This window comes from Streptomyces sp. KLMMK, assembly GCF_036961605.1.
GTDB lineage: Bacteria > Actinomycetota > Actinomycetes > Streptomycetales > Streptomycetaceae > Streptomyces > Streptomyces telluris.
Genome location: NZ_JBAMDC010000008.1, coordinates 24298 through 49365 on the forward strand (window position 1 = coordinate 24298; position 25068 = coordinate 49365).

Sequence of the window (25068 nt, forward strand, 5' to 3'; positions counted from 1 at the left end):
TGTGACAGATATTCAGCCAAACCGTTTCGGCTGATCACTTTTCCTACGATCGGGGTATCCCGACGCCACCTCCGTCCCTTCCGGGGCCAGCAGGAAGACGTTCGTGTCGACCCGGTGCATGCCGCTGCCCAGGCCGAAGACGACGCCGCTGGAGAAGTCGAGGATGCGCTTGGCGACGTCCGTGTCGGCGCCGGTGAGGTCCAGCAGGACCGGCACCCGGGCCATCAGGTGCTCGGCGACCTCGCGGGCGTCCGCGAAGACCTGGACCCGCAGCACGACCATGCGCCGCTGGTTGGGATCGGGCTGCTGCTCGTCCTCGGGCAGAGCCCTGTGGTTGGGCCATGACGGCCATGCGTGGTGACCACGGAGCGGGACGACCTCGGCCAGACCCTCCCACTGCTCGTCGGTGGCCTCGGACCTGTTCACCGGCTCACCCCTCCGGGGAACGTGCTCGCTATATGCATCCCACAATCCTAGGGACAATCGTCACCCGTCAGGACCAATGACACGCCTGAGCGCCGGACGGCCGTTACGGTCCGTCCGGCGCACCCGCATGGGGCGGGCGGGTCAGCCCTTGTAGACGCTGAAGCGCTTCGTCAGCGCCCGGATGCCGGCGTCCTCGCCGACGACGCCCACCGCGCAGACGCCGAGCTCCCCGGAGGAAGCCCCTTCGACCATGGCCCGGTAGTCGTCGAAGCTGTTGCTGAGCGCCTGCCCGCGGGTGGTGAACACCACCGGGGCGAGCCCCTCCGCCCGGGCGGACTCGGCCAGTTGCAGGAGGTGACTGGTGCGGCCCGAGAGGACGACGGTGTTGAAGCGGATGCCGGCGTGGTGCACCCCGTCGCCGTCCCGCACGTCGTCCGCGTAGATCCTGGAGTCGACGCGGGCCAGCTGGCCCATCACGATGGCGGTCGCGTTGGCGACAGCGCCCGCTTCCAGGGACTTGTCGACGGCGATCACCGTACGGAGGAGTTCTGACATCCGGTTATTTTCTCCGCTCGAAGACGACGAAGCTCATGGGGGTGCCCGCGGAGAGCACCTCGATGACCTTCAGCCCGTAGTGCTCCGCACAGGTGGCGTTGGTGATGGCGGCGGCACGGCCGCCGTGGGCCAGGGCGGCCTTGCAGGCGGCGCTGTTCGAGGTGGCGTGGAAGGACTCCCCGGTCCGCCCGCTCACGCGCGACTCGAAGAGCTTCCTGGTCGCCGGGTGGTAGTGGACGACCTCGAACCGCTCCAGGTCCGCGTCCTGCGGCGGGGCGGCGAAGACCATGTCCGGCAGCGGGCCGACGAACGCCTCCACGGCCCGCAGTTCGGGGTCGAAGAAGAACGTGCGGATCTCCGGGTAGGCGCCGGCCACGAGCAGCGCGTCGTTCCGGCCGTCCTTCACCGATGCGGCGGCCTCCTCGAAGGAGGGGTAGCCGAGCAGCCGGCTCGCCTTGCCCGTCGCCGCCCAGCGCGTGCCCACGGTGACACTGCACGTGAGCCCCGCCGGGTCGTCGGCGAGCGTGGCCACGGAGGCGTAGCGGGTGGCCGTGTCGATGTAGGCGCTGAAAGAAGCCGCCGCCATCATTTCGTCAACTGCATTTACAGCTGCATTCAGGTCTACGGTCTGCGTGGTCACGGCGTGCGCTCCTCGGGGACGTCGTTCAGGTGAACCGTCGGGCTAACCGGCGGACGGAGCCGGTGGTCATCCCTCGAGTTCATAGAATCCCGCCCCGTCCAGATATCGGATCGTTCCCATGTCGCGCTGCACTACTTCTTCCACCTCGTGCATCAGATTGATGATGACGGGGTAAGTGGTGTCATCCACGGTCGGCACAATCTCCTCCCCCGGCCGGACCAGCTCCCACATTTCGCGGAAGCTCTCCAGTGAACGGATTTCTTCGGTGCTCCGGTACCTCTTGAGCCGCCCGGCAACCGGCGAGATCAGCGCCACCCAGGCGAAGTACCGGTCTATCTCGTACGGCTCCCCCCGGCGCGCCAGGAAGCGCTTGGGCCGTACGTAGGCGTCGACGGCCCAGTCGAGCTGGGACTCGCCCGCCGCCAGCCGCGCGTAGTGCGGCAGGTCGCCGCCGGACAGCCGCGCGCCGGCCTCGATGAGGCACGGGCCGTCCGGAGTCATCTTGAGTTCCACGTGGGCCGGACCGTGCCGGATGCCCAGCGCGTCGAGCACCCCGAAGGCGTACTCGACCAGCTGGTCCTGCACCTCGCCGCGGCGCGGGACGATGTAGCAGGCGCCCGACAGGTCACGGATGCCGTTGACGCTGAAGCGCGAGCTGCGCCAGATCTCGGCGGCGTGGTGGGCGCCGTCCAGGCTCGCCGTGTTGACGATGTACTCGGTTCCGACCAGGTACTCCTGGGCCAGCACGGCGGTGTTGGGGCGCGAGAAGATGTCGTCCGCGCCGACGATGCGGCGGAACGCCGCCGCCGACTGCTCCGGGGTGTCGCAGAACGCGACCCCGTCGCCGCCCGCGCTGGAGAGCGGCTTGACGACGATCCGGCCCCCGAGCTTGCGGTGCCAGTCCACGAGCTCCTGCTCGCTCTCCGCCCGCAGCTGCTCCGCCGTGCGCAGGCCCGCCCGGCGTACGGTCTCCGCCATCTCGGCCTTGTCCCGGCGGGCCCGGCTGAGGGCGGTCCCGTTGGTGGGCAGGCCGAGGGCCTCGCTCAGCACGTCGGCGAACGCCACGCCGTACTCACCGCCGGGCACCACGGCCACCGGGTCGTAGGCGCGCAGTTCCGCGACCGTCCGGGCGAGGTCGCCGTCGTGCACGAGGTTGGCGACGTAGTTCTCCAGCGCGGGGCGCGAGGACGCGTAGACGGCGGGCGGATTCGCGGAACTCTGGACGCGCACGCACGAATATCCGGCACGGATGAAAGCCGGGGCGATGTGGCGGGCCGTCTGCGGAACTCCGTGCTCGGCAGTCTCGTAACTGTCGACCAGAATCACATTCCGCTGCCGGCGCACATCCTGGTGGGTGCCCAAGGAATCCTCCCGTACCGATCTCCGTGCATTCGCACTCGTATTCGCCAATCCTTGATCGAGTCACCGGGATCAGTCAACGGTGGCGGATGTCACAGAAAAGGGGCTTCTCGTAAGGCACTTCCCTTGATTTCGGGCAGGCGTGTTCCGGCCTGCGGCAATTAAGGCGGGCAGCAGGCCGGGACAACGAGAAGGGAAGGAATTCCCGGGAAATGCGGGCCGGCTACCGGCCCTGCAACTCCTTACGGAAACGCTCGGCGACGTAAAGGAACCGATCGTTCGCGGCGGGCTCCCCCAGGCTGATGCGCGCGCCTTCGCCGCTGAAGGCCCGCACCAGGATCCCCTCCCGCTCGCACAGCTCGGCGAAGCCGTCCGTGCGCTCCCCCGTCCGCAGCCAGACGAAGTTGGCGTGCGACGGCTCCAGGGCCCAGCCCTGTTCCGCCAGCGCCGCGCTCACCCGCTGCCGTTCGGCGGTGAGGGCCTCCACGCGCTCCCGCATCCCGGCCTCGGCCCGTAGCGACGCGACGGCGGCATCCTGCGCGAACTGCGTCACGCCGAAGGGGACCGCCGTCTTCCGCAGGGCGGCGGCCACGGGTTCGTGCGCGACGGCGAAGCCCACGCGCATGCCGGCCAGGCCGTACGCCTTGGAGAATGTGCGCAGGACGCAGACGTTGGGACGATCGCGGTAGACCTCGATGCCGTCCGGGAAGTCCTCGTCCGCCACGAACTCGATGTACGCCTCGTCCAGGACGACGAGGACGTCGGAGGGCACCCGGTCGAGGAAGCGCTCCAGTTCCGCCCGGCGCACTATGGTGCCGGTCGGGTTGTTGGGGTTGCAGACGAAGATGAGGCGGGTGCGCCCGGTGATGGCCGCGGCCATGGCGTCGAGGTCGTGCACCTCGCCCGCGGCCAGCGGCACCTCGACGGGACGGGCGCCCACGATGTGGGTGAGGACGGGATACGCCTCGAAGGACCGCCAGGCGTAGAGGACTTCATCCCCGGGCTGCGCGGTGATCTGCAGCAGCTGCTGGGTGACGCCGACCGAGCCGGTACCGGTCGCGATGTGCGCCTCCGGCACGTCGAAGCGCGCGGCAAGCTCGCGCGTCAGCTCCCCGCACCACAGGTCCGGATAGCGGTTGATCCCCTGTGCCCCGGCCACGGCCCGCTCGATCACGCCGGGCAACGGCGGATACGGATTCTCGTTCGCGGACAGCTTGTACACCGGTTGCGGCTGCTGGAGCCGCTGCGCCCCGGGTGCTTCAGCAGAAACTCCCGCAGGAACCCCCGCAGGAACGCCCGCAGGAACACCCGCAGGAACACCCGCAGAGCTCCGCGGCTTGCTCGCCGGCACCCCCTCCAGCGCCGCCCGCAGCTTGGGCCCTAACTCCCCCACGTGCTTCCCCCTTCTTGGACACGACGCGGTCCCGGCCGCCCCTCGCCCGGTACGAGGCACAGGGCGGAGCTGTGGCCGAAGGACCGCCCGACCAAGATCAACACTACGTGAGCACGGAGGGTGACCGAGGCCCGGGCGGCTCCCGGGGGTAGCAAAGAACTGTAAAGATCCGCAGGTCAGCGGATGGGGTCGGGATTTGCGGGCGAAAACCGAGCCGCCGGAGGCCTCCGATCCGCGGGCCCGCGGACGCTCGGACCGCAGGGCCGCAGGACCGCAGGACCGCAGGCCTACTGGCGCCGCTTCATCGCTTCAGCCGCCCCCGTACGGCCTTCAGAAGCTCCACGCGCCCGACGCGCAGCGTCAGCACGTCCCGTCCCGGCAGCGGCTTCGCGTACCAGGGCAGTCCGAGCCGCTGCCAGCGCGCCGGCTTCAGCGACGCCTGCGGGGGTACGGGAACGGACCACTCCTTGCCGGCCACGGCGAGGCGGAGCGTCAGCTCCCACTCCCCGGCGGTCGTGCAGGGCACCTGCACCGTGAAGGTGCCGTCGGAGGCCGAGGGTTCGACCGGGACCGTCTGCTCGGCGCCCTTCGGACCCTTGGCGCGCACCGTCAGCGCGCCCCCGGGCAGGCTCTCCAGCGTGCAGCGCCCGCTCACGGCGAGGGTGGCGGGGCCGGTGGCCGACCACTTCGCGCCGGTGACGCGCAGGCGCGGCAGTACGCGGTGGCGGGTCTCGCCGACGTCGAGCGTGAGGTTGCCGTAGGGCTTGGTGGTGAAGAGGGCGACCGCTGTGCCCGCGTCCGTGACGAGCATCGTCGTCGCGGTCGTCACGGACTCCGCGCGGCTGCTGCCGAGGCGGGCGTCCTTGACGATGCCCTGGGCGCCCACGGCGAGCGAGATGTCCCACATGCCGGCCGTCAGCGACGCGAGATCGATCGTCGCGTCGTACCCGGCGACGTCGTAGTCGTGCAGACCGCCGTCCTCCTCGGCGCCCAGGCCCGGGGTGGCGGTGTGGTGAACGGGGAGGCGGTGCTCCGTGTCCGTGCCGCGCTTGCGGAGGACGAGCTCGGTGGTGACGTCGCGCGTGGCTATGCGGTGGATGTAGGCGTGCCCCGTGAGGCGCAGCCCGGCGGTGTTGATCTCCGCAGAGTCGACGCGGTGGCGGGCGCGCAGCTCGTCCGTGATGTCGTAGCAGTCGTCGGGGATGTTGAGCGTGGAGTCGCGGAAGTAGGGGTGGAGCGCGTAGGCGCGACCGCCCTCGACCAGGAGGTCCGGGAGCGCGGCGGCGGTGGCGGCGAGGGTGGTGATGCCGTAGCTGGCGGCGCCCCGGTCGAGCTCCCAGCGGACGAGGGTGAGGAGCTCGTCGAGAAGCCTGTGGCGGATGAGGTGGCAGCGCAGGCGGACCACGGCGGGCAGGCGCGCGCCCAGGCCCTCGCTCCAGTGCAGCGTGACCAGGTCGGACAGCTCGTGCAGCAGCTTGTCCTGGACGTCCCGCTGCGGCTCGCGGCTCAGCTGGAGGACGGCGTCGCGCAGCTCGACGGCGAAGTGCCGGTGCATCAGCGTGTCGCGGCCGGGGCCGGCCGGCACGTGCTCGGCGACGAGGCCCGCCATCATCCGGAAGAGGTCTATTCGCATCCGCGCGCCGTGCTCCTGCGCGGTGATGTTGTTCCCGTCCTCGCGCGCGACCCAGTAGAGGCAGTCGTAGTCGGCGACGACGGATATCGCGGCGGCCTGGAGGTAGGCGGTGGCGACGAACGGCTGGTCCTCGCCGATCGACAGCCCGGTGTCGAAGCGCAGCCCGAGCCGGTCTATCAGCTCGCGGCGGAACAGCTTCATGGGGTTGAGCGTCCAGTAGACCCGGGAGGCGAAAACATCGGTTTTGGGCTGGTTCCGCCGGAACATCGACTGAGGCGCCCGGCGCCCGCCCTCCCCCACGATCCGCCCGAGCACGACGTCGGACCCGTTCTCGTCCGCCGCCGCGACCATGCGCTCCAGGGCCTCGGGCCCGATCCGGTCGTCCGCGTCGAGGAAGTACACATAGCGCCCGGTGGCCTGCTCGAGCCCAAGATTCCGCGGCCCCGCGGGCCCCCCGGAATTAGCCTGATGAACGACCCGCATCCCCGGCCCGGCCTGCTCCGCGATCCGGTCCAGCTCGGCAGCCGTACCGTCCGTGGACCCGTCGTCGACCACGATCAACTCGATCCGGTCGCCCCCGAGCGACTGCTCCAGAACGGAACCGACACTGCCGGTCACGTACGGCATGGCGTTGTACGCGGCGATGATGACCGTGACGTCAGGCCGAGGCCGAGACATGGCGAGGAGCTCCGTTCCTGCAGTCCAGGGTGTTGTTTCAGGGTATAGGAGGCATCGAATCAGTGTTCGCGGAAGCCGTCCGGGGCCGGGGCGAAGCAGCATGTGCAGGCATGGTCACGCCAGGTCCGCGAGGAGGGTGTCCAGGGCCGTCTCCTCCTCGGCGCGCACTCCGAGCTCGTTGAGGGCCGGCGCCAGAGCGGGGTCCCAGGGTGCCTCAGTGGGTTTGCCCGTCAGCGGCGGCAACGACGGGGTGCGGGCGACCATGGCGCGATAGTCGGTAGCCGTGTACCGCCAAGGGCGCCAGGGCACGCTTCGCAGCAGCACAGTCGCGATTCGCAGCCCGCCCCAGTCGAAGTCGCCGTGGTAAAGGAGCCTCGCGCCGCCTTCGTGAAGGTGACGCAGGAGGGCGTGGGCAGCAGCGGACGGCTGGCCCTGGAGGCAGACCAGGGGTGGGCAGTCCGCGCCGTGGGCGTCTGCGGCAGCCGCCAGGACGGCGGGGTTCTCGCAGATCCGTACCTGCCGCGGTGCCGGTGAAGGCGGCCGGTGGGTGAGTTGCCGGAGGGTGAGCACACAGGGCTCCCCCGCGTCGGCCATCCAGTCGAGGGCGGTGTTACCGCGTAGGTTCAGGGTGAGGACTGTCGATGACAACTCGTCGCGCAGCAAGCCTGCCGACGCCCACACGTCACGCCGCCATGCGGCTCCGCTGCCATTGGCAAGGCCGTTGAGGGCGCGGATGCCCGACAGTGTGAGGGTGGACAGGGGCGTGCCGTCGTCCAGCGCGTGCGCGCTGCCCAGCACCCGGGCGGAGAAGGCGGGCAGGGACAGGGCAGGGGCGGCCGGGAGTTCGCGGAGTGCCCGTGCGGTGTCGGCGAGCAGTTTCTGCGCGACGTCGGGAGTGCGCGCGAGACGCCGTACGAGACCCTCGGTGCGCAGCCGGGCGACCCATGCAGCGAAGTGCGGGTGGTCGTGGCCGAGGGCCTCAAGCGGGGCGTACGCCTCCCGCCAGGCGTAGGACTCGTCGCGGTGAACCTGGCTGAGGGGGGTGACGGCCCCGGTGAGGGTCGTGACGGCCACCGCGAGACCATCGGGGCTGATGCCGGAGCGACGCAGGACAGCGTCCACGGCGTCGAGCCGTACGGACAAGGTCCGGCCGGCCCTCGGGGGGCGCCCCAGCAGTCGCTCGACGGCCGCTCGCTGGTCCTCCGTGGGAGCGGCAAGTGAGACGGGCCCGGTGAGCGGCTGCTCCCGCTCGAGGCGGCGGCGTACGCGCTCCACCAGCCAGACCAGCTCAGGAGCGCCGAGAAGGCTGTGCAGGCGTCCGGAGTCGACCCCGCAGGGCTGTGAGGAGTTCACGCCCACAGGGGTTCCTGGCTGCCCGCCTCGGCCGCTTCCCGGCCGTGGGCCGGTGCTGCTGACGGGTCCGGTGCCGGATCCCCGCCGCGCCGTCGCGCACTGCCGTCCCACTCCCAGCGGGTGACCAGGACCGCTGCCACTCCGTCGACCCTCGAGAGCTGTGCGATGGCGATGCCGGGCACCTGCGGATAGCAGGCCCACTCCCGTTCGCTGGTCATCACCACGTCCAGGTCGAAGGCGTGCAGCAGGCCCAGGCACTTGGCGCGCGAGTCGTCGTCGACACCGGCGAACGCCTCGTCGAGGGTGACCAGACGCGGGGCGTACGGGCTCCCCGCGCTCGCGTAGTGCGAGGACGCGGCCGCAAACAGGGGTACCGACACGGCGAGGACGCGTTCACCGCCCGAGGCGGGCCCGGTGGCCGGGACCCATCGGCCCTGTTGGTGACGCTCGATGCCGAATTCGTGCCAGGAACGGTAGTCGAGGGCGGCGGTGAGGTGTTCGAGCCAGCTGCCGGCGGCATCGCCGGCCTGCTGCCGGGCGATCTGCGACTGCAGGAACTCACCGACTGCCGCACGGTCCTCCGGTGACCAGGCATCCGCGGACTGGCGCAGGCGTTCACGCGCCCGGTCGAGACCCGCCGGGGCCTTGCGCGACGACCGCCACACCAGGCGCAGCTTCATGCCCGTGGACGTGGGCCGTTCCTCCAGCTCGTCGTTCATGGCCCGTACCTGCCGTTCGGCCGTGCCGATCAGCTCCTGCAGGGTGCCCGCCACCTCGGTGATGAGGTGGGTTTCGAGGATCTCCCGCTCGTGGGCGGAGAGGATGCGGGTGAGCTCGCGGACCTCTGCGGCGAGTGCCTCGGCGAGGTCGGGCACGGCGCGTTCGCGGCCTTGGTACACGATGTCGACGACCATGCCGTCCTCGACCATACGGGCGGACGCGGTGTGCCCGTGCCGGGAGAGGGCGTCTTGAAGGGTCTTGAGCTCTTCGCTGAGATGCCGCTGCACCCGCTCCCAAGCGCCGTCGGAGTCATCGGTTCTGGACAATTCGGTCTCGATGGAGCGGGCGAGGGCGATGGCGGGGGTGGCTGCCCACGGGGCCTCGCCCACCGCCGGCACGGCGAGGTCGGGCAGCGCGATCGCGATCAGACCTGTGGTGGCAAACCGCTGGAGGGCCGCGACCGCTTCGGCGCGGGCGGCGGTAGCCTCGGCGAGCCCCCGTTCCAGCTGCTCGATGCGGCCTTCGGCGCGGCTGGCCCGCCGGTCCGCGTCCGTGTGCTGGTCGCGGACACGCCGCTGCTCGGTGCCGCAATCGCGGAGGGAGCGGGCGGTCTCGGCGAGGCGTCGTTCCAGTTCGGCGACGGCAGCGCCGACTGTGGAGCGGAGGGTGCTGTGACGCTCGCCCGCTGCGGCGGCCTCGCGGGCCGCTTCCTCGGCGCGCAACGCGTACTCCGCGGTCCGCTGCCCCGCCTGTTCGGCCTCGTCGCGCTCCTCCCCTGCCTGCCGGGCCGCCTCGGTGCGCTCCCGCAGAGCGGGCCACAGGGCGGCGAACGCGAGGGCGACGTCGGTGAGGGCCTGGCGTACAGCGGCTAGTTCGGTCCGGTCGGCGGGCAGACCCAGGTCCGTTGCGGTCGTGTCGAGTTCGACCGCGGCGTGCTCCGCCGTCCGGGCGGCCTCGGTGAAGCCGGCGGCCCGTTCGTCGCGTCGGCCGCGGTCCCGACGGACGGTGTCGGCGGCCGCCGACACACGGGCGTATGCCTGCCGGAGAGGAGCGTCATCAGGTGCGGCGGCCAGTTCGGCATCGAGCTTGCGGCGACGCACGGCGTTGGCCTCCGCCTGGGCGGTCACGGCCGCGGACTCGTCCTGGAGCACGGCGAGCTCGGCCCGCAAGGTGGCGATGCCGGATCGCCGGGCTTGTTCACGGGCCCCTTCCCCGAGATATTCGGCAGCGGGCTTCGACCACTTGCCGGTCAGCGCGCCGACGCGGAATCGTCCGTCCGGTGCCACCCAGGTGTCAGCGCCCTCGCCCGCCGGCCGAACGGCATGGGCATCGCCCCCGCCAAGACCGATCGCCGCGAGCAGCCGCGCCACCGTGTCCTCGTCGATCGCCGCTGCCCGCTCGTCACCGTGATCCACGGCAGGGCGCAGCGCGTCGGCCAGCGACGGCCCCGGCACAGGCCCGGTCTGTGGTTCGAGCAGCACGTCGTGCCCGTCACCACCGAGGACGTGACCGTCAGGGCACACCCAGGCGTCCAGCAGTCCGGAAGCCTCCAGCGCCGCTTCAAGACCTGCGCGCTCGGTGGCCCCGAGCGCCTCGCGAAAGTCCGCCAGCCGCCACAGCGGCGCCCCGGGTGTGCCCTCACGCAGTCCCCGGGTACGGGTGTAGGGGGCCTCGGGACCCCGCTGGCCTCCGGCTTCGAGTACGGCCAGTTCCCGTTCCCCGTCCTGACGGCGATCCGCGAGCTCCGTACTGCGGTGTACCAGACCTGCCGCCACGTCGGCCAGCTCCACCGAAGCGGAGTTGTGGGCCCGTGCGGCGTAGGTACGGGCCGGGCAAGGCCCGTCGAGGTGGCGCACCCAGTCCTGGACCTCGTCGAGGAGGCCGACCGGGTCCGGATAGGTCAGTTCCTGGCATGCGCGGGCATGGTCGCGTACGGCATCCACGAGCTCCTGGCCGGCGGCCGCCACGGCCTCCTCCGCCCGGTTCTGCGCCTCGGCCGCGAGCGCGAGATCGGCCTCCGCCTCGTCGAGCCGCCCGGCTGCCGCGTGCCGCTCGGCCAGCGCCCGGTCGGCCTCGTTCGCCAAGCGCTCGACGAGATCGAGGGTGCGCCGCCGACGTTCCACCGTCTCCTCGGACTCTTCCCGGGTGGGTTCGTCCGGCAGCGAGAGGCGGGCTTCCCCGGCCGCCCCCTGGACGCGGTCGAGGACACCTTCGGCCCGGTGCCGCGCCACGGCGAGCCGGTTCTCGGCGGCGCCGAGCCTCTCCAGTGCCCGCGCGTGGAGCCGTGCAGCCTGTTCGCGGTCGGCTGCCGCGCGCTCCTGCGCCCGAGCCGTGCGGTCCGCTGCTGCGGCCACCTGCTCCAGCTCGCGGGCGCTGCGCATCTCGGGGCCTTCGCGCAGGGCGGCGTCCTGGGCCCGCAGGCGGGTCGAGGCCTCCTCCAGGGCAGCGACCCGTCTCTCCGCAGCCGCCCTTTCCTCCTCCGCGCGGGCCTTGTGCGTCTGTTCCTCTGCGAGGTCCCGCTGCAGCCGCTCGTAGCGGGAGTGCTCACTGCGCGGCAGACGTGCCCGGCGGCGGGTGGCGATGCGGGCGTAGCGTCGGTAGTGGTCCAGGAACGCAGAGGCGGCGTGCTCGGCCTCGGTGGCGGCCCGCAGTTCCTCCTTCTCCTCGTCCAAGGAGCGGAACGACTCGGCCGCGTCGGCGATGACCGCCTGGTCCATGGGCGGCAGGGCTTCGGTCAGGGCCCGGGAGAGGGCGGCCTCGTTGGGACGCTTGGACAACTGGGGCTGGCGAAGCTGGATGAGCAGGTCGACGAGGGCTGCGTAGCGCTGCTCGCCGAGTCCGAACAGCGCCTCGTCGACGGCCCTTCGGTAGGCCTTGGCCTGGTCGTACACCATGCCGTGCCCAGTGATCGCCTCGGCGAGCCGGTCGCGGGACAAGGCGGTGCCCGTGGGATCGAGCAGGCTGAGCTCCCGGCCGATGCGCTGATCGGTGACCGCGTACCAGTGGCGGGCGATACCGCGCCCGGCGACGGCCTTGAGGCCGCAGGCGAGGGTACGAAAGCGCTCTTCGCCACTCACCTCGTCCCGCCGGCCGAATTCGATCCACGTGTAGCCGAGCCGTTCGGAGTGCGGGTGTTCGCCGCCGAGGAGCAGATTCCACTCCATGCGCTTACCCGGGTCGCCGTCGGGCTCGACGCGACGCGGCGTGAGGTCTCCGTCCAGCAGGAAGGGCAGTGTCAGGGCGAGAACCTTGGACTTCCCGGTGCCGTTGTTGCCACGGAGCAGGAGGCGGCCGTCACGGAAGTGGAACTCTTCCACGTCATAGTGGAAGAGGTCGACTAGTCCGATGCGCAACGGCTGCCAACGAGTGCGCGAGGGGATGGGAAGGGCGGTCAACTCTGGTTCGCCTTTCGCTGCTGAGGCATACACGTAGTGCGACGGGTGGCGGACTCGTGTACGACCGTCTTGCCGACGGCGTACCGGGCGAGAGCCGGGCGTGGCACGACCGTGCCGCTCTGACGGGAGATGAGCGCGAGGGAGGCGAGCTTGGCGAGCGCCTGTTCGACCAGTTCCCCCTCCGCACCCGGTTCCCTGGCCGACTTGGCCCAGAAGCCGCCGTGCTCGACGGCAAGGTCACGGACCTTGCGCTGGAGATCGTCGGTGGTGACGGGACCGTCGGCAGCCGCGAGGTGCTCGGCGAGCAGGAGGGTGATGTGGCCGTGCGTTCCTTGTTCGGGCATGCGGACATCGGTCAGGTCGTCTTCGGGGTCGACCATGGCGATGCCCTCGGCCCGTACTTCGGCGACGAGTCCGGTCAGTTCCGTGATGCGGGCGATGAGGAAGCCTCGTTGCCGGGTGAGATAGGCCAGTTCCGCGTCCGTCAACTCGTCGTAGTAGAGCACCGGATCGTCGAGCAGACGACGGGTCAGTGAGCGACGCATCGCGCGAAACCGCAGCTCGTCGCTGTCCAGGGCGGTTTCGGCGACCAGTTCGGCGAGGCGTTCCTCAAAGGAGCCGACGTGGACCGTCGAGGGCCCTCGGCGAGTGACGAGCAGGCCCGCCAATACGCGCCGCTCGACGTCGTACAACACATCTCCCGCCCCGCTGACATACGCCTCCTCGTCTCCGGCGACGCGCCGCAGAACTCCGAGCTTCAGCAGGAACCGTACGACTGCGGCGAGGTCGAGGCGCTCGTCGCGCCGGTCCAGGGTGAAGTGGATTCCGGCGGCCGTGAGCCGAGGATCTGCAGCGTCCAGGAGAATGTGGTCGGCGAGACGGCCCAGCGCGACCTGCGCCTCTCCTCGCTCAAGGACGGCAAGGGCCAGGCAGAGCAGAACGTAGCGGCGACAGGTGAAGGGGGCACCGGACCGGCCGGCCTCACGAGCAGGGTGTGCCGGGCCGATAAGGGTGCCGGGGACCTTCCGCAGCCGGGCCGCCTCAGGACCTACCTGAAGGGACCAGCCGGTGTTGCGGTCGAACCACTCCCGCAGTTCCGGAGCATGGCGACGGACGAGCCGGAAGTCGTCGGAGTGCGGACCGTGGGCGAGCAGGAGCGGCTGTTTGAGCAGAGCCCGGGCGGCCTTGCGCAGATCTGCGGCGTGCTGCCCGTCCAGCACCTCGGGGAGTGGAGTGCTCATCACCTGCTGTCCTCATCCGTCACGTCGGTCTCCGGGTCGGTCTCCGGGGCGGTCTCCGTCAGGTCGACGATCTCAACAGCGTGATCAGGGCCGCGGAACCTGCCGCCGGGGGTGGTGATCTCCGCGATCATCCCGTCCCCGAGCTCCGTGAGACGGATCTCCATGGAGCCGTCGTTGCTGGTGGCCGACGTGCGGGTCATGCCGGGCCGCCACGTGGCCAGGGCATCACCCAGGAGCTGAAGAAACAGACCGAAGGCGAGAGGGTCGAGTTCCCCCAGCGCGGAAAGCCGGATGACGCCATCGGTGGCGAGCCGGGCACGGGCCGCGGCGATCTCGGCCCCCTGCTTGGCGGCGATCTCGGCGAGATGACGGCGCGCCTCGGAGCGGTCCTCGACCTTGCGGGTCTTGCCACGCCGTTCGTAACTACCCGTGCGGCGTAACTGCGGGCTGATGAACAAGGGGTCACATTCGGCCCACGGCGTGGCGGCAGGAACCGGCCATGCCGTGCGGTCCGCGAGGGTCTCGGCGTCGATGGTGAGATGGCGGGCGGGGTACAGCCCGAAGGCACTCCGCCACAGACGGTGCCTGGCCTCGTCGTCGGGCGCCTCGGCGAACCAGCAGGCGAGGGTCCGGAAGTCGGCCGAACGGTCGGAGCGACCGGCTCTGCGCTCGTTGAGCGCCCGTACTACCGCCAGGAGCTGAGGAATCGCCCCAAGGGCCCGTCCGCGCAGCAACCGTGCCTGCGACTCGCGCCCGTCCCGGCTGATGAACCACGCGGCAAGCCCCTCCCAACGCCCCGTCCACCGCGTGTACGCCTCCCGCTCTGCGTGCGCCGCATCCTCCGGAGAGGCGTCGGCGGCCTCGCGGGCAGCGGCGGTCCGGAGCAGTGGCCCGATGGCATCGGTGTCCTCGAGTTCCAGGATCAGCTGGGCGGTGCGCCCTCCGAGGGTGATCAAGTCCTGGATGAACCGCTCCAGATACTGGATGAGCCGGTCCTTGTAGGCGAGGAACACCTCCTCCTCGACGTCGTGCAGGTCGATGGTGCGCTGCAGGGAGCCCATGAAAGCGCGCGCGTTCTCGGCAAGGGCCGCGAACCGGCTGGTCAGCATGTCGAGTGCGAGGTATGTCTTGCCCGGGTCGAGCTCGTCCCCGGCCCCCAGGACGAGCAAGGCGCGCAGCTGGGTGACGATGTCATGCAGAGCCACCGCCTGCAGCGCTCCACGCCGGCCGAGCGCCTCGTCGTACGTGGACAGCGCCTCCTCCGCAGCCTCCCCTGCCCGGGTGAGCTGATAGACGAACCTCTTGCGATAGAAGTCCTCGACGGCGGTGACGCGCGCGGTATCGGGATCGGCTCGCAGGTTCCCCCACTCCACGAGGCTGTCGAGTGCCTTGACCACGGCCTCCAGTTCGACCGGTCGCTCCCCGCCCGCCAGAGCGGCATACACGTCCTCGGGCCGCAGGTGCACCGCGAACCGCTCCTTGGCGGCGAGAAACGTCCGCATCGTTCGGCGGTAGAGCCCGGCGTTGGGCGCGGTGAGGTGCGCGAAGGGGGCGTATCCGGTGGGGGGCGGGGTCTTGGGCGTCGGGGTCATCGCCCAGTCATTCTGTACGACGAATACCGGTCCCGACAGAAAAAGCCAGGGATCCAGCGGGATCTCACAGCTCGCGACCGGCGGCGTATTATCGCTCCGGCTGGAGGCTCATGTGAAACAGAAGCTCAATGAACGTCAGCTAGCAGTGTTGCGGTGGGTCCAGCGAGGTTGCCCCGACGGTGTATGGGAGGGCAGCTCTTACAAGATCACCTGCCAGGCCCTGCAGAACCGCGGACTGCTCACGGTCACGAAGCGGCGGGGGCAGTGGAGCACCGCTCTGACCAGTGCCGGCCGGCACCATCTCCAACACGGGAACTACCCGCCTGCCCAGCCTCTGGTCAGACGCACCAGACCAGTGGAGAAGTCGGCTCCCACGGTTCCCGCCACGTCCAGCGGCAGTGGCACAGTCGCAGGACCGGCTGCGCCCGCTGCCCCGCGGAAGGCGCCACAGGCACAGCAGACACGCAAGACGGTCACCGAGCAGCTTCTGGAGGAACTGGCCGAAGCGGGAGGCCGGATCGTCAAGAGCAGTGCACGCGGCCCGAATGCCGTGAACTGGCCGGCCCGCGTCAGCGCGGCGCGCAGGTCCGGAAGGGTTCCCAAGACGAAGGACCTGCACGGAAACTGGTGCCGCGAGGGCTACGAAATCCGGCTGACAGACATCCCTGCCTGGCGCCTGGCCGTCCTCGAACCCATCCCCGTACCTGTCAGACTCACTCAGCCCCATGCCGTGGTCAGAGCCCTGCAAAGCCAATCCCCGCCCATGGGGCTGACCAAGGCCGTGCAAGCGCGAGCATTGAGGCTTGTTCAAGCGCTCATCACCGCAACTCAGAAGCGAGGCCACAGCAATAAGGCCGGGGCGACTCGTGGCGCGCCCTTGCCGCATCGGCGGCGAAGTGCCGATCCCCACTTCACGATCACCGCTCAGGGGCAGGAGTGCGGCGTCCTCATCATCCAGGAACAGGATCGGAGCGAGCACACGCCCACCGAGAAGGAACTCGCAGAGGCCAAGAGGTACTCCTGGGTCAAGATTCCTCGGTTCGACTACACCCCTGCCGACCGCCTGCGGATCGTTCTCAGCGGCGGCCGGCCGCACCGGGCCAGTGAATGGGCAGACATTCCGGACCGAACCCTCGAGGATCAGCTCGCGGAGGTCGTGCAGGAGGTGGATCTCCGAGGAGAAGCCGCCGAACGCAAGCGGCTGGCCGACTTGGAGGCGGCAAAGCAGCAGCGGCTGCGCTGGGAAGCCGCGATGCAGCAAGCACGCACCGAGTACGCCGAGGCGTATCGCGTGAAGCACCTGGAGGCGCAGGAGGAGGCGTGGCGCCGCGCGGCCCGCCTGGCCGAGTACCTCAGTGCCGTCCGCCTACAGGTAGAGAGCTTGCCGAAGGGGCAGGTCAGAGCCGACGCCGAGGCGTGGATCGCTTGGGCCGACGCCCACTTGAAACGGTTGAATCCTCTGACCACACCGCCCCGTCTGCCAACGGTCCCGGAACCGCGCACCGAGGACTTGAAGCCCTTCCTGAACGGCTGGAGCCCCTACGGCCCCAACTCCTACTGAAGGCAGAGCTTCCGTCCGCGTTCGCCTCGGGGCACGGCCGCCATCGCTACCTCAGGGTCTCCGTGACTGCGCCTCAGGCCGAGGGTCAGGCGTCCTTCCCCATGGGCTTCAGGATGGCGACGCACTCCACATGGTGCGTCATCGGGAAAGAGTTCACCTCGGCGACAGAAACAGAAGCGCAGGTCAGGCTCATTGTGAAACGGCTCGGAGACCGCCGAAGGGCGCTTGAGCGTCAAGCGAGCGTCGCAGTCCCGAAGAGCTGACTCACTGATCTTGGGACCTGGAAGGGCGCAGTCGGCCAGTGCCAGGACCAAACGACTTTGGGTGGCTCACTCGTCACTGACCGGCATGATCCCGCCTTCCGTCTCCACCACGTGTCCCTCGGTGATCAATGCATCGATGTCCGCCGTCAGCGCGCGACGGATGTCGGGACCGATCCGGGTCCAGCCGAAGAGCCGCGCCGCTTCGCGCATCAGGTCCTCGCGGTGAGTGCCTGGCCCTTCGTCCACCACGCGGCGCAGGGCGAACCGGCGCTCGGTCGCGGGGACGAGCCCGGCCTTCCGGTTGCACTCCGGTGTCGGCGTGCGCATGCAGGTGATCGCCCGCCCGGGCCGGTCGTAGGCCGTCCCGGTCCGCACGATCTTGCCTTGGCGTGCCAGGCTCCGCAGCGCCCACTGGATTCTGTCCCGGACGACCGGCCCCGAGCGGTTGAGGCCCCACGCCGTGCGGACCCTGGTGAAGATCAGCTCCTCCTCAACCGGCCCCTCCACTGCGTCCAGACATCCCTGGCCGCGCTCGAAGGACCGCGCGCCTGTCCATGCCCTCAGGTCCGCTTCCGGTGTAGCCGCCCATGGCCCCACCCCGCCCTGGCTTCTCCGGAGTGCCATCTTCCTGCATCCTCACACCGGAGTCCGGCCACGGGAGCAGCCCTGCGCGAGCAGGGCAGCCTTCGGTTCAGGTCGCGTCCCGGCTCTCCCAGCAGTCCCGGAACCAGCCCAGCGTCTCGCACAGGGCCTCGCGGTCACGGTCATTCTCCAGCAAGGAGAGCCGGAAGCTGGGGCGCAGCTCCAGCTTGCCCTCCGGAATCGAGACGCCTTCCAGCTCGTTCAGCCTGCCGAGCAGTTCGGCGCGCAGAGAACGGTCTGTGAAGGGCTCACGGCTCGCCAGGTGCTGGAACACGACCTCCGCCACGCCGCCGCGCCCGCTGCCCGGATAGACGGTCAGCGGCCAGATTCCCCGGCCTGGGCTGCCGGCGTTCCCGAGCATGAGGAATGCACTGGTCGTGACCTCACCGGCGCCGTGACCGATCCAGCCTCCGAGCTTCTCCCAGCGAGTGAACAGCTCGCGCACGGCTGACACGGTCGCGGGAGTGTCGTCCGCCGCGAGCTGACGGAAGAACCTCGCAGCGCGGGTCTCCTCGCCTCGCGGCTCCGCGCCGTCCCGCGCGGCCTCCCCCGGCACCGCCGACTCGCCTTCGCCCTCGGTGCCGACGAGGAGCAGAGCGAGATCGTCGCTGGTGAGGCGCTGGGCCGGATCGGCCGCCCCCGTGACAGTGAAGTGGATGCCGTCGGCACTGAGCCGGGCACGGACATCGCCGCCGTCTTGTCCAGTCCACCGGAAACCCTCGGCGACCCTGCCATCGGCGTTGAGCACCCGGTACGCGTTGGCCACTCCGTCCGCCTTGGCGAGATGGCTGCCCACGGCCTGGGCTCCGGACCCGATGAACGCGGCCACATCCCCGTAGGACGTCCAGGTGCCGTGCGGAAGGCCGGCGAGAACCTGGTGGGCCAGGTGCCAGTCGCGGCTGCGCTCCGCGCGTCCGACACCGCTCAGCGGGGCGGGCCACAGCCGGACCGCCCGGTCGGCGAGTTCGTCAGCTCGGTCGAGGATCTCCCGGGCCCCCCAGCGCTCGGTTGCGGCAATGCGCCTGTTCATCTCCAGATGACTACCTTGCAGAAGCCCCTGCTTACGCCCGAAGGGGTGATTGGATAGCTCCGAGTTGACACCGGTCAGCGTCAGATTGCCGAGCGTGTGCTGCAACCGGGCGTGGAGGTCCTCCGGGCTCTCGTCCTCGGCCACGTCCTCACGCAGCATCCGCATCCATTCCCCGCCGGGCGATTGCGGCATCACGTGTTCAACGGTCAGCTGCGCCGAGCCGAAATCCACCGGCTCGGGGTGCTCATGGCTCTCTTCCAGCCTCTGGAGCACCAGCCTGCGCTGATTCGGCCGCCCGTACTGATAGAAAGGCGCGGTTCGGATCTTCTGACGCAGCTCTTCGTCATCCGGCCAGAAGCGGTTATCGGCCGAAAGAAGCTGATGCAGCCCGTCGGCCACCGGCATGTCCTGCGGGAGCTGGGCGGGCACGGACTGGAAGATCCTGTTCAGGTTGTTCGTCGGCACCCGGCAGATTGTCCGCCGTACCAGGAAGCTCTCGATGTACGACATGGCCCGCGCTGTCTCACGGTCGTCCAGCTCTCCCCGGCCCCGTCGATCGAGCAACAGCATCAGCGCCGGATAGGTCACCACGGCCTGCCAATCGTGCAGCCGGTTCAAGTGGCCGCGGACCAGGGGGGAGGTCTCCTCCGCCGGGTGGATCAGCTTGCGGAAGAGCGAGCTGCGACGGTGCAACTCCTTGATGTAGGACTCGACGTCCGCCTCGGCACCCGCCCCCTCCGTCCTCCCGCGCTCGAAGCGCTGTTGCTGCGCCGCGTACAGGTCCTGCCGACGGACCCTGTCCTCCCCGTCAAGCACCAGCTGCAGCCACATCAGCTGTTCGAGCTCGTCATTGCTCAGACTGGCTTGCAGCGGCAGCCAATGAGTCTCGTAGACATGCTCACCCCTAGTCGGCAGACGCATGAACAAATAGTTGCGCAGCAGATCCGCTTGGCTGAGTTTCAATCCGGTGTTGTTGAGCGACTCGAAGATGCGGTGGACGTTGTCACCGCGCTCGGCGGTCACCGCCACCAGGGTGAGCCGGGACGTAATCGCCTGTTCGATACGCAACACGTCCTGTACGCCTGCCGGATCATCCGCTTCGACCAGCTTGCGGCGGAAGAAGCGGTAGGCGGCGGCGACTCTGTCCCCCGAGGACCGCTCCGAGTGGACACTGCGGATGTGTGCGGCGTACTGCGGACGGTCTGCCTGGGTGGGCAGCAGGCGAAAGTAGTCGTCACCCTTCTTGCGCTTGTTGATGAGGTATTCCTCGTCGATCCGCTCGGCCTCGTCCGGCCGCCCGTCGACAAGGTGGTCACGGATCGCTGCCAGCGCCAGGGACAGAGTGGTCAGCCGTTGCTGGCCGTCGACAACGAGCCAACGGGGGAACGTCGCCTCGTTCTGAGGGGACGGGGCAAGCACGACCGGACCGAGGAAGTGCGTGTTCACCATGGCACCGGACTCGAGCAGTTCAGCCTGCTCGAGGATGTCGTTCCACAACTGCGCCAGCTGTTTCTCCGACCAGGAGTACGTACGCTGGTACAGAGGGACTTGGAACTGCTGAGCCCGCCCCTGCACCAGGTCGGCAAACAGTGTCTCTTTAGCCTGCATGACGGTGTCCGTCCTCGATCGTCTCGCCCCACCAGGACCTCTTGGCAGCGACGATACGGCCCCCACCGACAATGCCGATCCTGGATCTGACGCAGCCCACCGGGCTCCGGGCGGCACAGGAGTTTACGGGCACCGCCTCGGCCCGCCGTGGGGCTCGCGCCTGGGGCGGCGGAGCCTCATCCGCCCCACCCGGTATCGTAGGTTCCCTCTCCCGACCAGTTGGTTTATCAGAAGGGTTGCCCCGCCGCTTGAGATGCGATAGCCGACCATGACCGCGAACCGCGAACCGCGAACCGCGAACCGCGAACCGCGAACCGCGAACCGCGAACCGCGAACCGGCTGAGTCGTACCTGGCCGGCGAGGGGCCTCGGGTAGTCGTCCGGGGTGGCCGTGGACGGTAGGAGCGGCACTCATCTTCGTGTTCCTGTGGGCGACGACGCTCATCGGTGGAGCACGTTCCACGGCGAGAAAACGCTGGTGGTGGCAGCACGTACGGTCACGTCGACCGCCCGAGTTCTGGAATGTCTGCCGGCGCTCCTGCGGGGTGACAGCCGGGTCACCGTGGTGTTCGCCTACGATCCCACCTCCGCCTTCAACGACGGAGTTCTCGATCTGCTCCGCGACGCCGGCTGCCGGATCATGCCCTGGTCGCAGCTGGGGAGCATGGCACCTGACCTCATCCTGTCCGCCAGCGAGAACATCGAGGTTCCTCAAGGCGACTGCCCGGTCCTTGTGCTACCGCACGGCATCGGATTCCAAAAGCTCGTGCCGGATTCCCGGGCCCCACGGTCTCGGTTGTCCGGCGTCGTACCGGACTCGCTGCTCGAGTCCGGGCGGGCATGGCTGGCCGTATCGCACCCTGATCAGGAAGAGCAGCTACTCGTCACCCATCCGAAGACCTCGGGCCGCACACTGCTGATCGGGGACCCGTGCTTCGACGAGCTGGCCATCAGTCTCCCTCAAGCCGACGCCTACCGGCGCGCCCTGGGTGTCGCCGAGAACCGGCGTCTTGTCGTGGTCAGCTCCACCTGGGGTCCGACGTCGTTGCTCAGCCAATACCCGCAATTGTCGGCCGAGCTGTTGGCCTCGCTGCCCTATGACGAGTACCGGGTAGCTGCGATCATCCATCCCAACGTGTGGTCTGCACACGGTTCCTGGCAGGTCCGTACCCTGCAGGCTGCGGCGCTGGAGGCCGGGCTGCTGATGATGCCGACGGTCCATGCCTGGCGCTCCGCGCTCGTTGCAGCGTCTGTGGTCGTAGGGGACCACGGATCGGTGACGCTCATGGGCGCCGCGCTCGGCAAACCGGTACTGCTCGCGGCTTTCGGCAGTGACGCGGTACCCGGCACAGCGGTCGCCCACTTGGGGCAAACCGCTCCCCGCCTAGATCCGCGAGGCGACCTGCGCCTGCAAATCGAGGCCGCAGTGCAGGACCACACTCGCGAGCGATACGCCGCGATCTCCGAGCTCGCCTTCGCGGAACCGGGGCAGGCACTCGCTCGGCTCCGTACGACTCTGTACCGCCTGCTGAAGCTGACGGAGCCCACCACCGGCCCACCGCCCCTGCTGTCGCTGCCCCAGCCCGGCCCGCCGGCCGCGACCGTCACCTCATGGATGGTAAGCACCGCCGTCACCTCATCCGCGGCCGGACACCCGGTGGTCACGGTACGCCGTCACCCTGCGGCCGTTTCCGGCGACCACGAGGAAGCGGCTGATACATATCTGCATCTTGCTTGCGACCAGGAGGAACGGGACCACCGCCTCGCTGAGAGCGCCTCGGTACTGGTGCGCCGAGACCTTGCTCCCACCACAATCAGGGCCCTTGTCTGGATCCAGGACACACTGAGCCGCTTTCCCGGCAGTCGCGTCGTTGCCGTGGCGCTGAGCGGAGGCGGCTTCCTGGTGGGCACACGTGACGGGCGGATCGTGGAGGCGACAGTCACCGGCCCGACCATCGCCCCGGAGCTGTCGGCCGCCGTGGTCTACACCTGCCTGCGTGCCGGGCTCCCGCTCGACGATGCGTTCATGACGTTGCGGATCGGTGACGTGCGCGAGGAAGAGGTCACGCTACGCCTGCGGCCTCGGTCGTCGACCGGCTCCTGGCCCTGACACGAGCCCTGCCCCGTCAGCCCACACCGTCATCCGATGCCTCCATGCGGTCAAGGCGTTCCGTCAGCATCTCGGCCTCCGGGCTGCCGCCTGCCTGGTAGATCTCGTGGGCACGCGTCAGGTGTTCACGTACGGCGTCCTGGGCGCCGTCCGTCCGTTCGAGAAGGTCTGCGAACCGGACCCGGGCCTGCGCCTCGTAGTGGCTCGCCTGCTGCGCCTCGAGTTCCCGGACCGCGTCGCTCAGCACACGCTTCGCCGCGTCCATGTCACCAAGATGCTCGTGGACGACGCCGATGGCAACCATGACCCTGGCCGCCATACGGCTGTCGCGGCGATCCACGAGTCCCTGATGGGCACTGCGCAAAGTGGTCAGCGCCTTGCCATGGTGACCGGCGGTGTCCTGCGCGCAGCCCAGGAAATACGTGGCGATGGCCACCCCGCGCCACTCCTCGGCCTCGATGTTGAGCTCGACAGACCGCCGGTATGCCTGTACGGCGTGGTCGGCGTCGAAGCGGTCCCAGTAGCGCCCGAAGAACTCGTGGACGGAAGCGCTCAGCGCGGTGTGGGCAGAAACCTCCGCACATGCGACGGCTGTCTCGAGCTCCGTGCGCGCCTGGTCGTACTGCCCGAGATCCATCAGCGGACGCGACAGGAGGCTGCGCAGCCGGGCCTCCGCCGCCGGCACCATGGCCTCCGCCGCCGCCCTCGCGCCCAGCTCCAGGGACTCCTTCCACTCCCCCAGGTATCTGCGGTGCAGGAACAACACCGTGAAAGCCTCCGCCAGCTGCCATACATGCTTGTGCAGAGCCAGTCGTGATGCCTCCCGCAGTACGGCGAGGATCGTTGCGCGCTCAGTGTCCAACCACTCCAGAGGGGCCGGCCCCTCTTTTGCCGAGAAGGGGTTCGGGGCGCTACGAAGGAGCTCAGTCAGGTTCGCGATCCGCAACCGATCCTCCCGTACCGCACGGTCGGCGAATGCGGTGAGAGCCAGATAGTGGGTGGCCACGCGGTCCACCACTGCACGCTGCGTCGACCGCGAGTCCTGCTGCTCGGCGCGCTCCCGGGCATGCAGGCGTACAAGATCGTGGAAGCGGTAGCGGCGGTCCTTCGTCATATCCAGGAGGTGCGACTTCACCAAGGTGCCCAGCAGAGCTCTGGCTGTCGACACATCGACGTCCGCGGCGCGGGCGACCGTCCCGGCGTCGAAGGTGAGGCCGGGAAGCCACCCCAGAATTCGGTAGAGCTGCGCGGCGTCCGGTGGCAGATCGCGGTAGCTCACTTCGAGTACGGCCGACACGGAGTGGTCCCCTCCCAGCGACAGCCCTTGCAGGCGACGGGTTTCGTCAGCCAGTTCCTCAGCGAGCTCACTGATCGTCAGGTCTCCTGCGGGCAGGAGGCGGGCTGCCGCTAACTGCAGGGCCTTCGGCAGGCCCCCGCAGAACCCTACGAGTCGCTCGGCCGCCTGTCGCTCGGACGCCACGGCCGCTTCGCCGCACCGGTCGGCCAGCAACCGCAGGCCACTGTCCATGCCCAGTGGGTCCAGGTGGACCGGACGGGCCCCGTCCAGGGCCAGTTCGGAAAGCTTTCCGTTGCTCGTGACCAGCACGACGCTCCCCGGCCCCTTGGGTACGAGGGGTGTGACCTGGGCCGGCTGGTTGACGTCGTCGAGAACCACGAGGACGCACCGGTCCGCGGTCCTCGACCGGAACAGCGAAGCCCGCTCTTCCAAAGACTTCGGGACGTAGGCATCGTCCACCCCAAGCGCTCTCAGGCACATACCCACCGCTTCTGCCACATCACCACCCGCCCGGTTACGCAACGCCGCGTAGTCGATGTAGATCTGCCCGTCCGGGAACCGCGCCCGGGCCTTCTCCGCCCACCGGCAGGCCATGGCGGTCTTGCCGACTCCGGGCATGCCCGAGATCACGCCATAACCCACTCCGCCTGACCCGCTTCCACTTTCACTCAAGCAGCCGTCCAGCAAAGCGAGATCCGCCGAACGGTTGATGAACCTGACTGTCAGGGCGGGCACTTGATCAGGTCGAGCCTCGGGGCCGGACGGGAACACTGCGTGCACGTTAAATGTGATCCCACCATGGATGTGCTGCGCCTGAACGCTCGGCCCGTTGACGCTCCCGGACAGTTCGTTCCTGACGTACGGCTCCGCGCACCGGTCACCGAAACCCTCAGCCACCTCACTGCCCCGCACTCTGTCCCGGCGGGACAGTACCCGAGCTGTGGAACGTCAGGCTGGAGAACTGCTGGCCCTGAAACACGGGCCCGTTCTGCACACCACCACTGATACTGTTGCGCACGGTGATGGAGGTGTCACTTTCCACTCCAGGCGCAAGCTCCGCCAGGAGCAACCGAAGCTCCTCCGCGGCGCCCGGGTCCGCCTGCAGAGCGCGACGCAGTCTCATCCGCCACTCTGCCTCGATGTCCGTCACAGCCGGTTCGTCGTCGGACTCACGAGCCGCCACGAGCTCTTCCTCGGACAACCGCAGCTCCTCGTCGACTGGACCACCAGCCCCACCCCGGGCCAAGAACCGCACCACCCGCTCGCGCGCCTGCGACCAGGTCTCCGACACCATCAGCCCGACCAACGTCGTCGCCCCCGACGCCGCCAGCGCCGCCAACTCGGCCTCCATCGATCCCCCTCGCACCACAGATCAGCGAACTCACCGAAGCCACGGTAGGGAGATCACGAGGACTTGGGTAGTCGGTAATCGGCGTGGCGACCCCTGTCAACCGCGCCGAGGTGCCACCGAACGGCGCCTGCTCTTCGTGGCGTGCATCCAGGCCAGGGAGGCACTGCACGTGTCGTACAGCGCGCGGCCGAGCGCGTTTCTCGACTGGTGAAGCATGGCGTC

At 69.4% G+C, this 25068-nt stretch carries 16 protein-coding genes; 2 read left to right on the forward strand and 14 right to left on the reverse strand.

Annotated features, from left to right (window positions below):
• Positions 1 to 12: 12 nt before the first annotated feature.
• The 10 genes from V7793_RS02995 to V7793_RS03040 form a co-directional block, all read right to left on the reverse strand.
• Entirely contained in the window at positions 13 to 426 is a 414-nt protein-coding gene (locus V7793_RS02995) for a cell division protein SepF (RefSeq protein WP_058042284.1), read from the reverse strand.
• Positions 427 to 567: 141 nt separating this feature from the next.
• Positions 568 to 981: a DUF2000 family protein gene (locus tag V7793_RS03000; RefSeq protein ID WP_335581297.1), complete on the reverse strand. Its 414-nt coding sequence runs from the start codon at positions 979 to 981 to the stop codon at positions 568 to 570.
• Positions 982 to 985: 4 nt separating this feature from the next.
• Entirely contained in the window at positions 986 to 1621 is a 636-nt protein-coding gene (locus V7793_RS03005; protein WP_335581298.1) for a hypothetical protein, read from the reverse strand.
• A gap of 66 nt (positions 1622 to 1687) precedes the next feature.
• Positions 1688 to 2983, reverse strand: coding sequence for an ATP-grasp domain-containing protein (locus tag V7793_RS03010; RefSeq protein ID WP_335581299.1), 1296 nt, complete (start codon positions 2981 to 2983; stop codon positions 1688 to 1690).
• A 220-nt stretch (positions 2984 to 3203) separates the two neighbouring features.
• A complete protein-coding gene (gene hisC / locus V7793_RS03015; RefSeq protein WP_335581300.1) occupies positions 3204 to 4373 on the reverse strand; it encodes a histidinol-phosphate transaminase in 1170 nt (389 codons plus the stop codon).
• A 301-nt stretch (positions 4374 to 4674) separates the two neighbouring features.
• Positions 4675 to 6684, reverse strand: coding sequence for a glycosyltransferase family 2 protein (locus tag V7793_RS03020; RefSeq protein WP_335581301.1), 2010 nt, complete (start codon positions 6682 to 6684; stop codon positions 4675 to 4677).
• Between the two features lie 114 nt (positions 6685 to 6798).
• Complete coding sequence (locus tag V7793_RS03025; RefSeq protein ID WP_335581302.1) at positions 6799 to 8037, reverse strand: TIGR02679 family protein; 1239 nt, start codon at positions 8035 to 8037, stop codon at positions 6799 to 6801.
• Positions 8034 to 12152, reverse strand: a complete 4119-nt coding sequence (locus V7793_RS03030) for a TIGR02680 family protein (RefSeq protein ID WP_335581303.1) — start codon at positions 12150 to 12152, stop codon at positions 8034 to 8036. The genes V7793_RS03025 and V7793_RS03030 overlap by 4 nt, the downstream gene beginning before the upstream one ends.
• Complete coding sequence (locus V7793_RS03035) at positions 12149 to 13393, reverse strand: TIGR02678 family protein (RefSeq protein ID WP_335581304.1); 1245 nt, start codon at positions 13391 to 13393, stop codon at positions 12149 to 12151. The genes V7793_RS03030 and V7793_RS03035 overlap by 4 nt, the downstream gene beginning before the upstream one ends.
• The gene (locus V7793_RS03040) at positions 13393 to 14985 is read right to left on the reverse strand and encodes a TIGR02677 family protein (RefSeq protein WP_335581305.1); all 1593 of its coding nucleotides are present in this window, start codon (positions 14983 to 14985) and stop codon (positions 13393 to 13395) included. The genes V7793_RS03035 and V7793_RS03040 overlap by 1 nt, the downstream gene beginning before the upstream one ends.
• A gap of 112 nt (positions 14986 to 15097) precedes the next feature.
• Here V7793_RS03040 and V7793_RS03045 point away from each other — a divergent pair, with 112 nt between their 5' ends.
• Positions 15098 to 16546 (forward strand): hypothetical protein, encoded by a 1449-nt coding sequence (locus V7793_RS03045; RefSeq protein WP_335581306.1) that lies wholly within the window; start codon positions 15098 to 15100, stop codon positions 16544 to 16546.
• A 329-nt stretch (positions 16547 to 16875) separates the two neighbouring features.
• On the opposite strand, the gene V7793_RS03050 is transcribed toward V7793_RS03045, so the two are convergent.
• Together V7793_RS03050 and V7793_RS03055 are read right to left on the reverse strand one after the other, a co-directional pair.
• Entirely contained in the window at positions 16876 to 17316 is a 441-nt protein-coding gene (locus V7793_RS03050) for a DUF3320 domain-containing protein (RefSeq protein ID WP_335581307.1), read from the reverse strand.
• Between the two features lie 184 nt (positions 17317 to 17500).
• Entirely contained in the window at positions 17501 to 20089 is a 2589-nt protein-coding gene (locus V7793_RS03055; protein WP_335581308.1) for a GmrSD restriction endonuclease domain-containing protein, read from the reverse strand.
• A gap of 426 nt (positions 20090 to 20515) precedes the next feature.
• Between V7793_RS03055 and V7793_RS03060 the strand changes: the two genes are divergently transcribed.
• Positions 20516 to 22198 carry a hypothetical protein gene (locus V7793_RS03060; protein ID WP_335581309.1) on the forward strand — a complete coding sequence of 561 codons (1683 nt, stop codon included), beginning with the start codon at positions 20516 to 20518 and terminating at the stop codon, positions 22196 to 22198.
• Between the two features lie 16 nt (positions 22199 to 22214).
• Here V7793_RS03060 and V7793_RS03065 read toward each other — a convergent pair whose 3' ends face one another.
• Both V7793_RS03065 and V7793_RS03070 read right to left on the reverse strand, forming a co-directional pair.
• Positions 22215 to 24230, reverse strand: a complete 2016-nt coding sequence (locus V7793_RS03065) for an NB-ARC domain-containing protein (RefSeq protein WP_335581310.1) — start codon at positions 24228 to 24230, stop codon at positions 22215 to 22217.
• 163 nt (positions 24231 to 24393) lie between these two features.
• Positions 24394 to 24846, reverse strand: coding sequence for a hypothetical protein (locus tag V7793_RS03070; RefSeq protein ID WP_335581311.1), 453 nt, complete (start codon positions 24844 to 24846; stop codon positions 24394 to 24396).
• Positions 24847 to 25068: the final 222 nt, after the last annotated feature.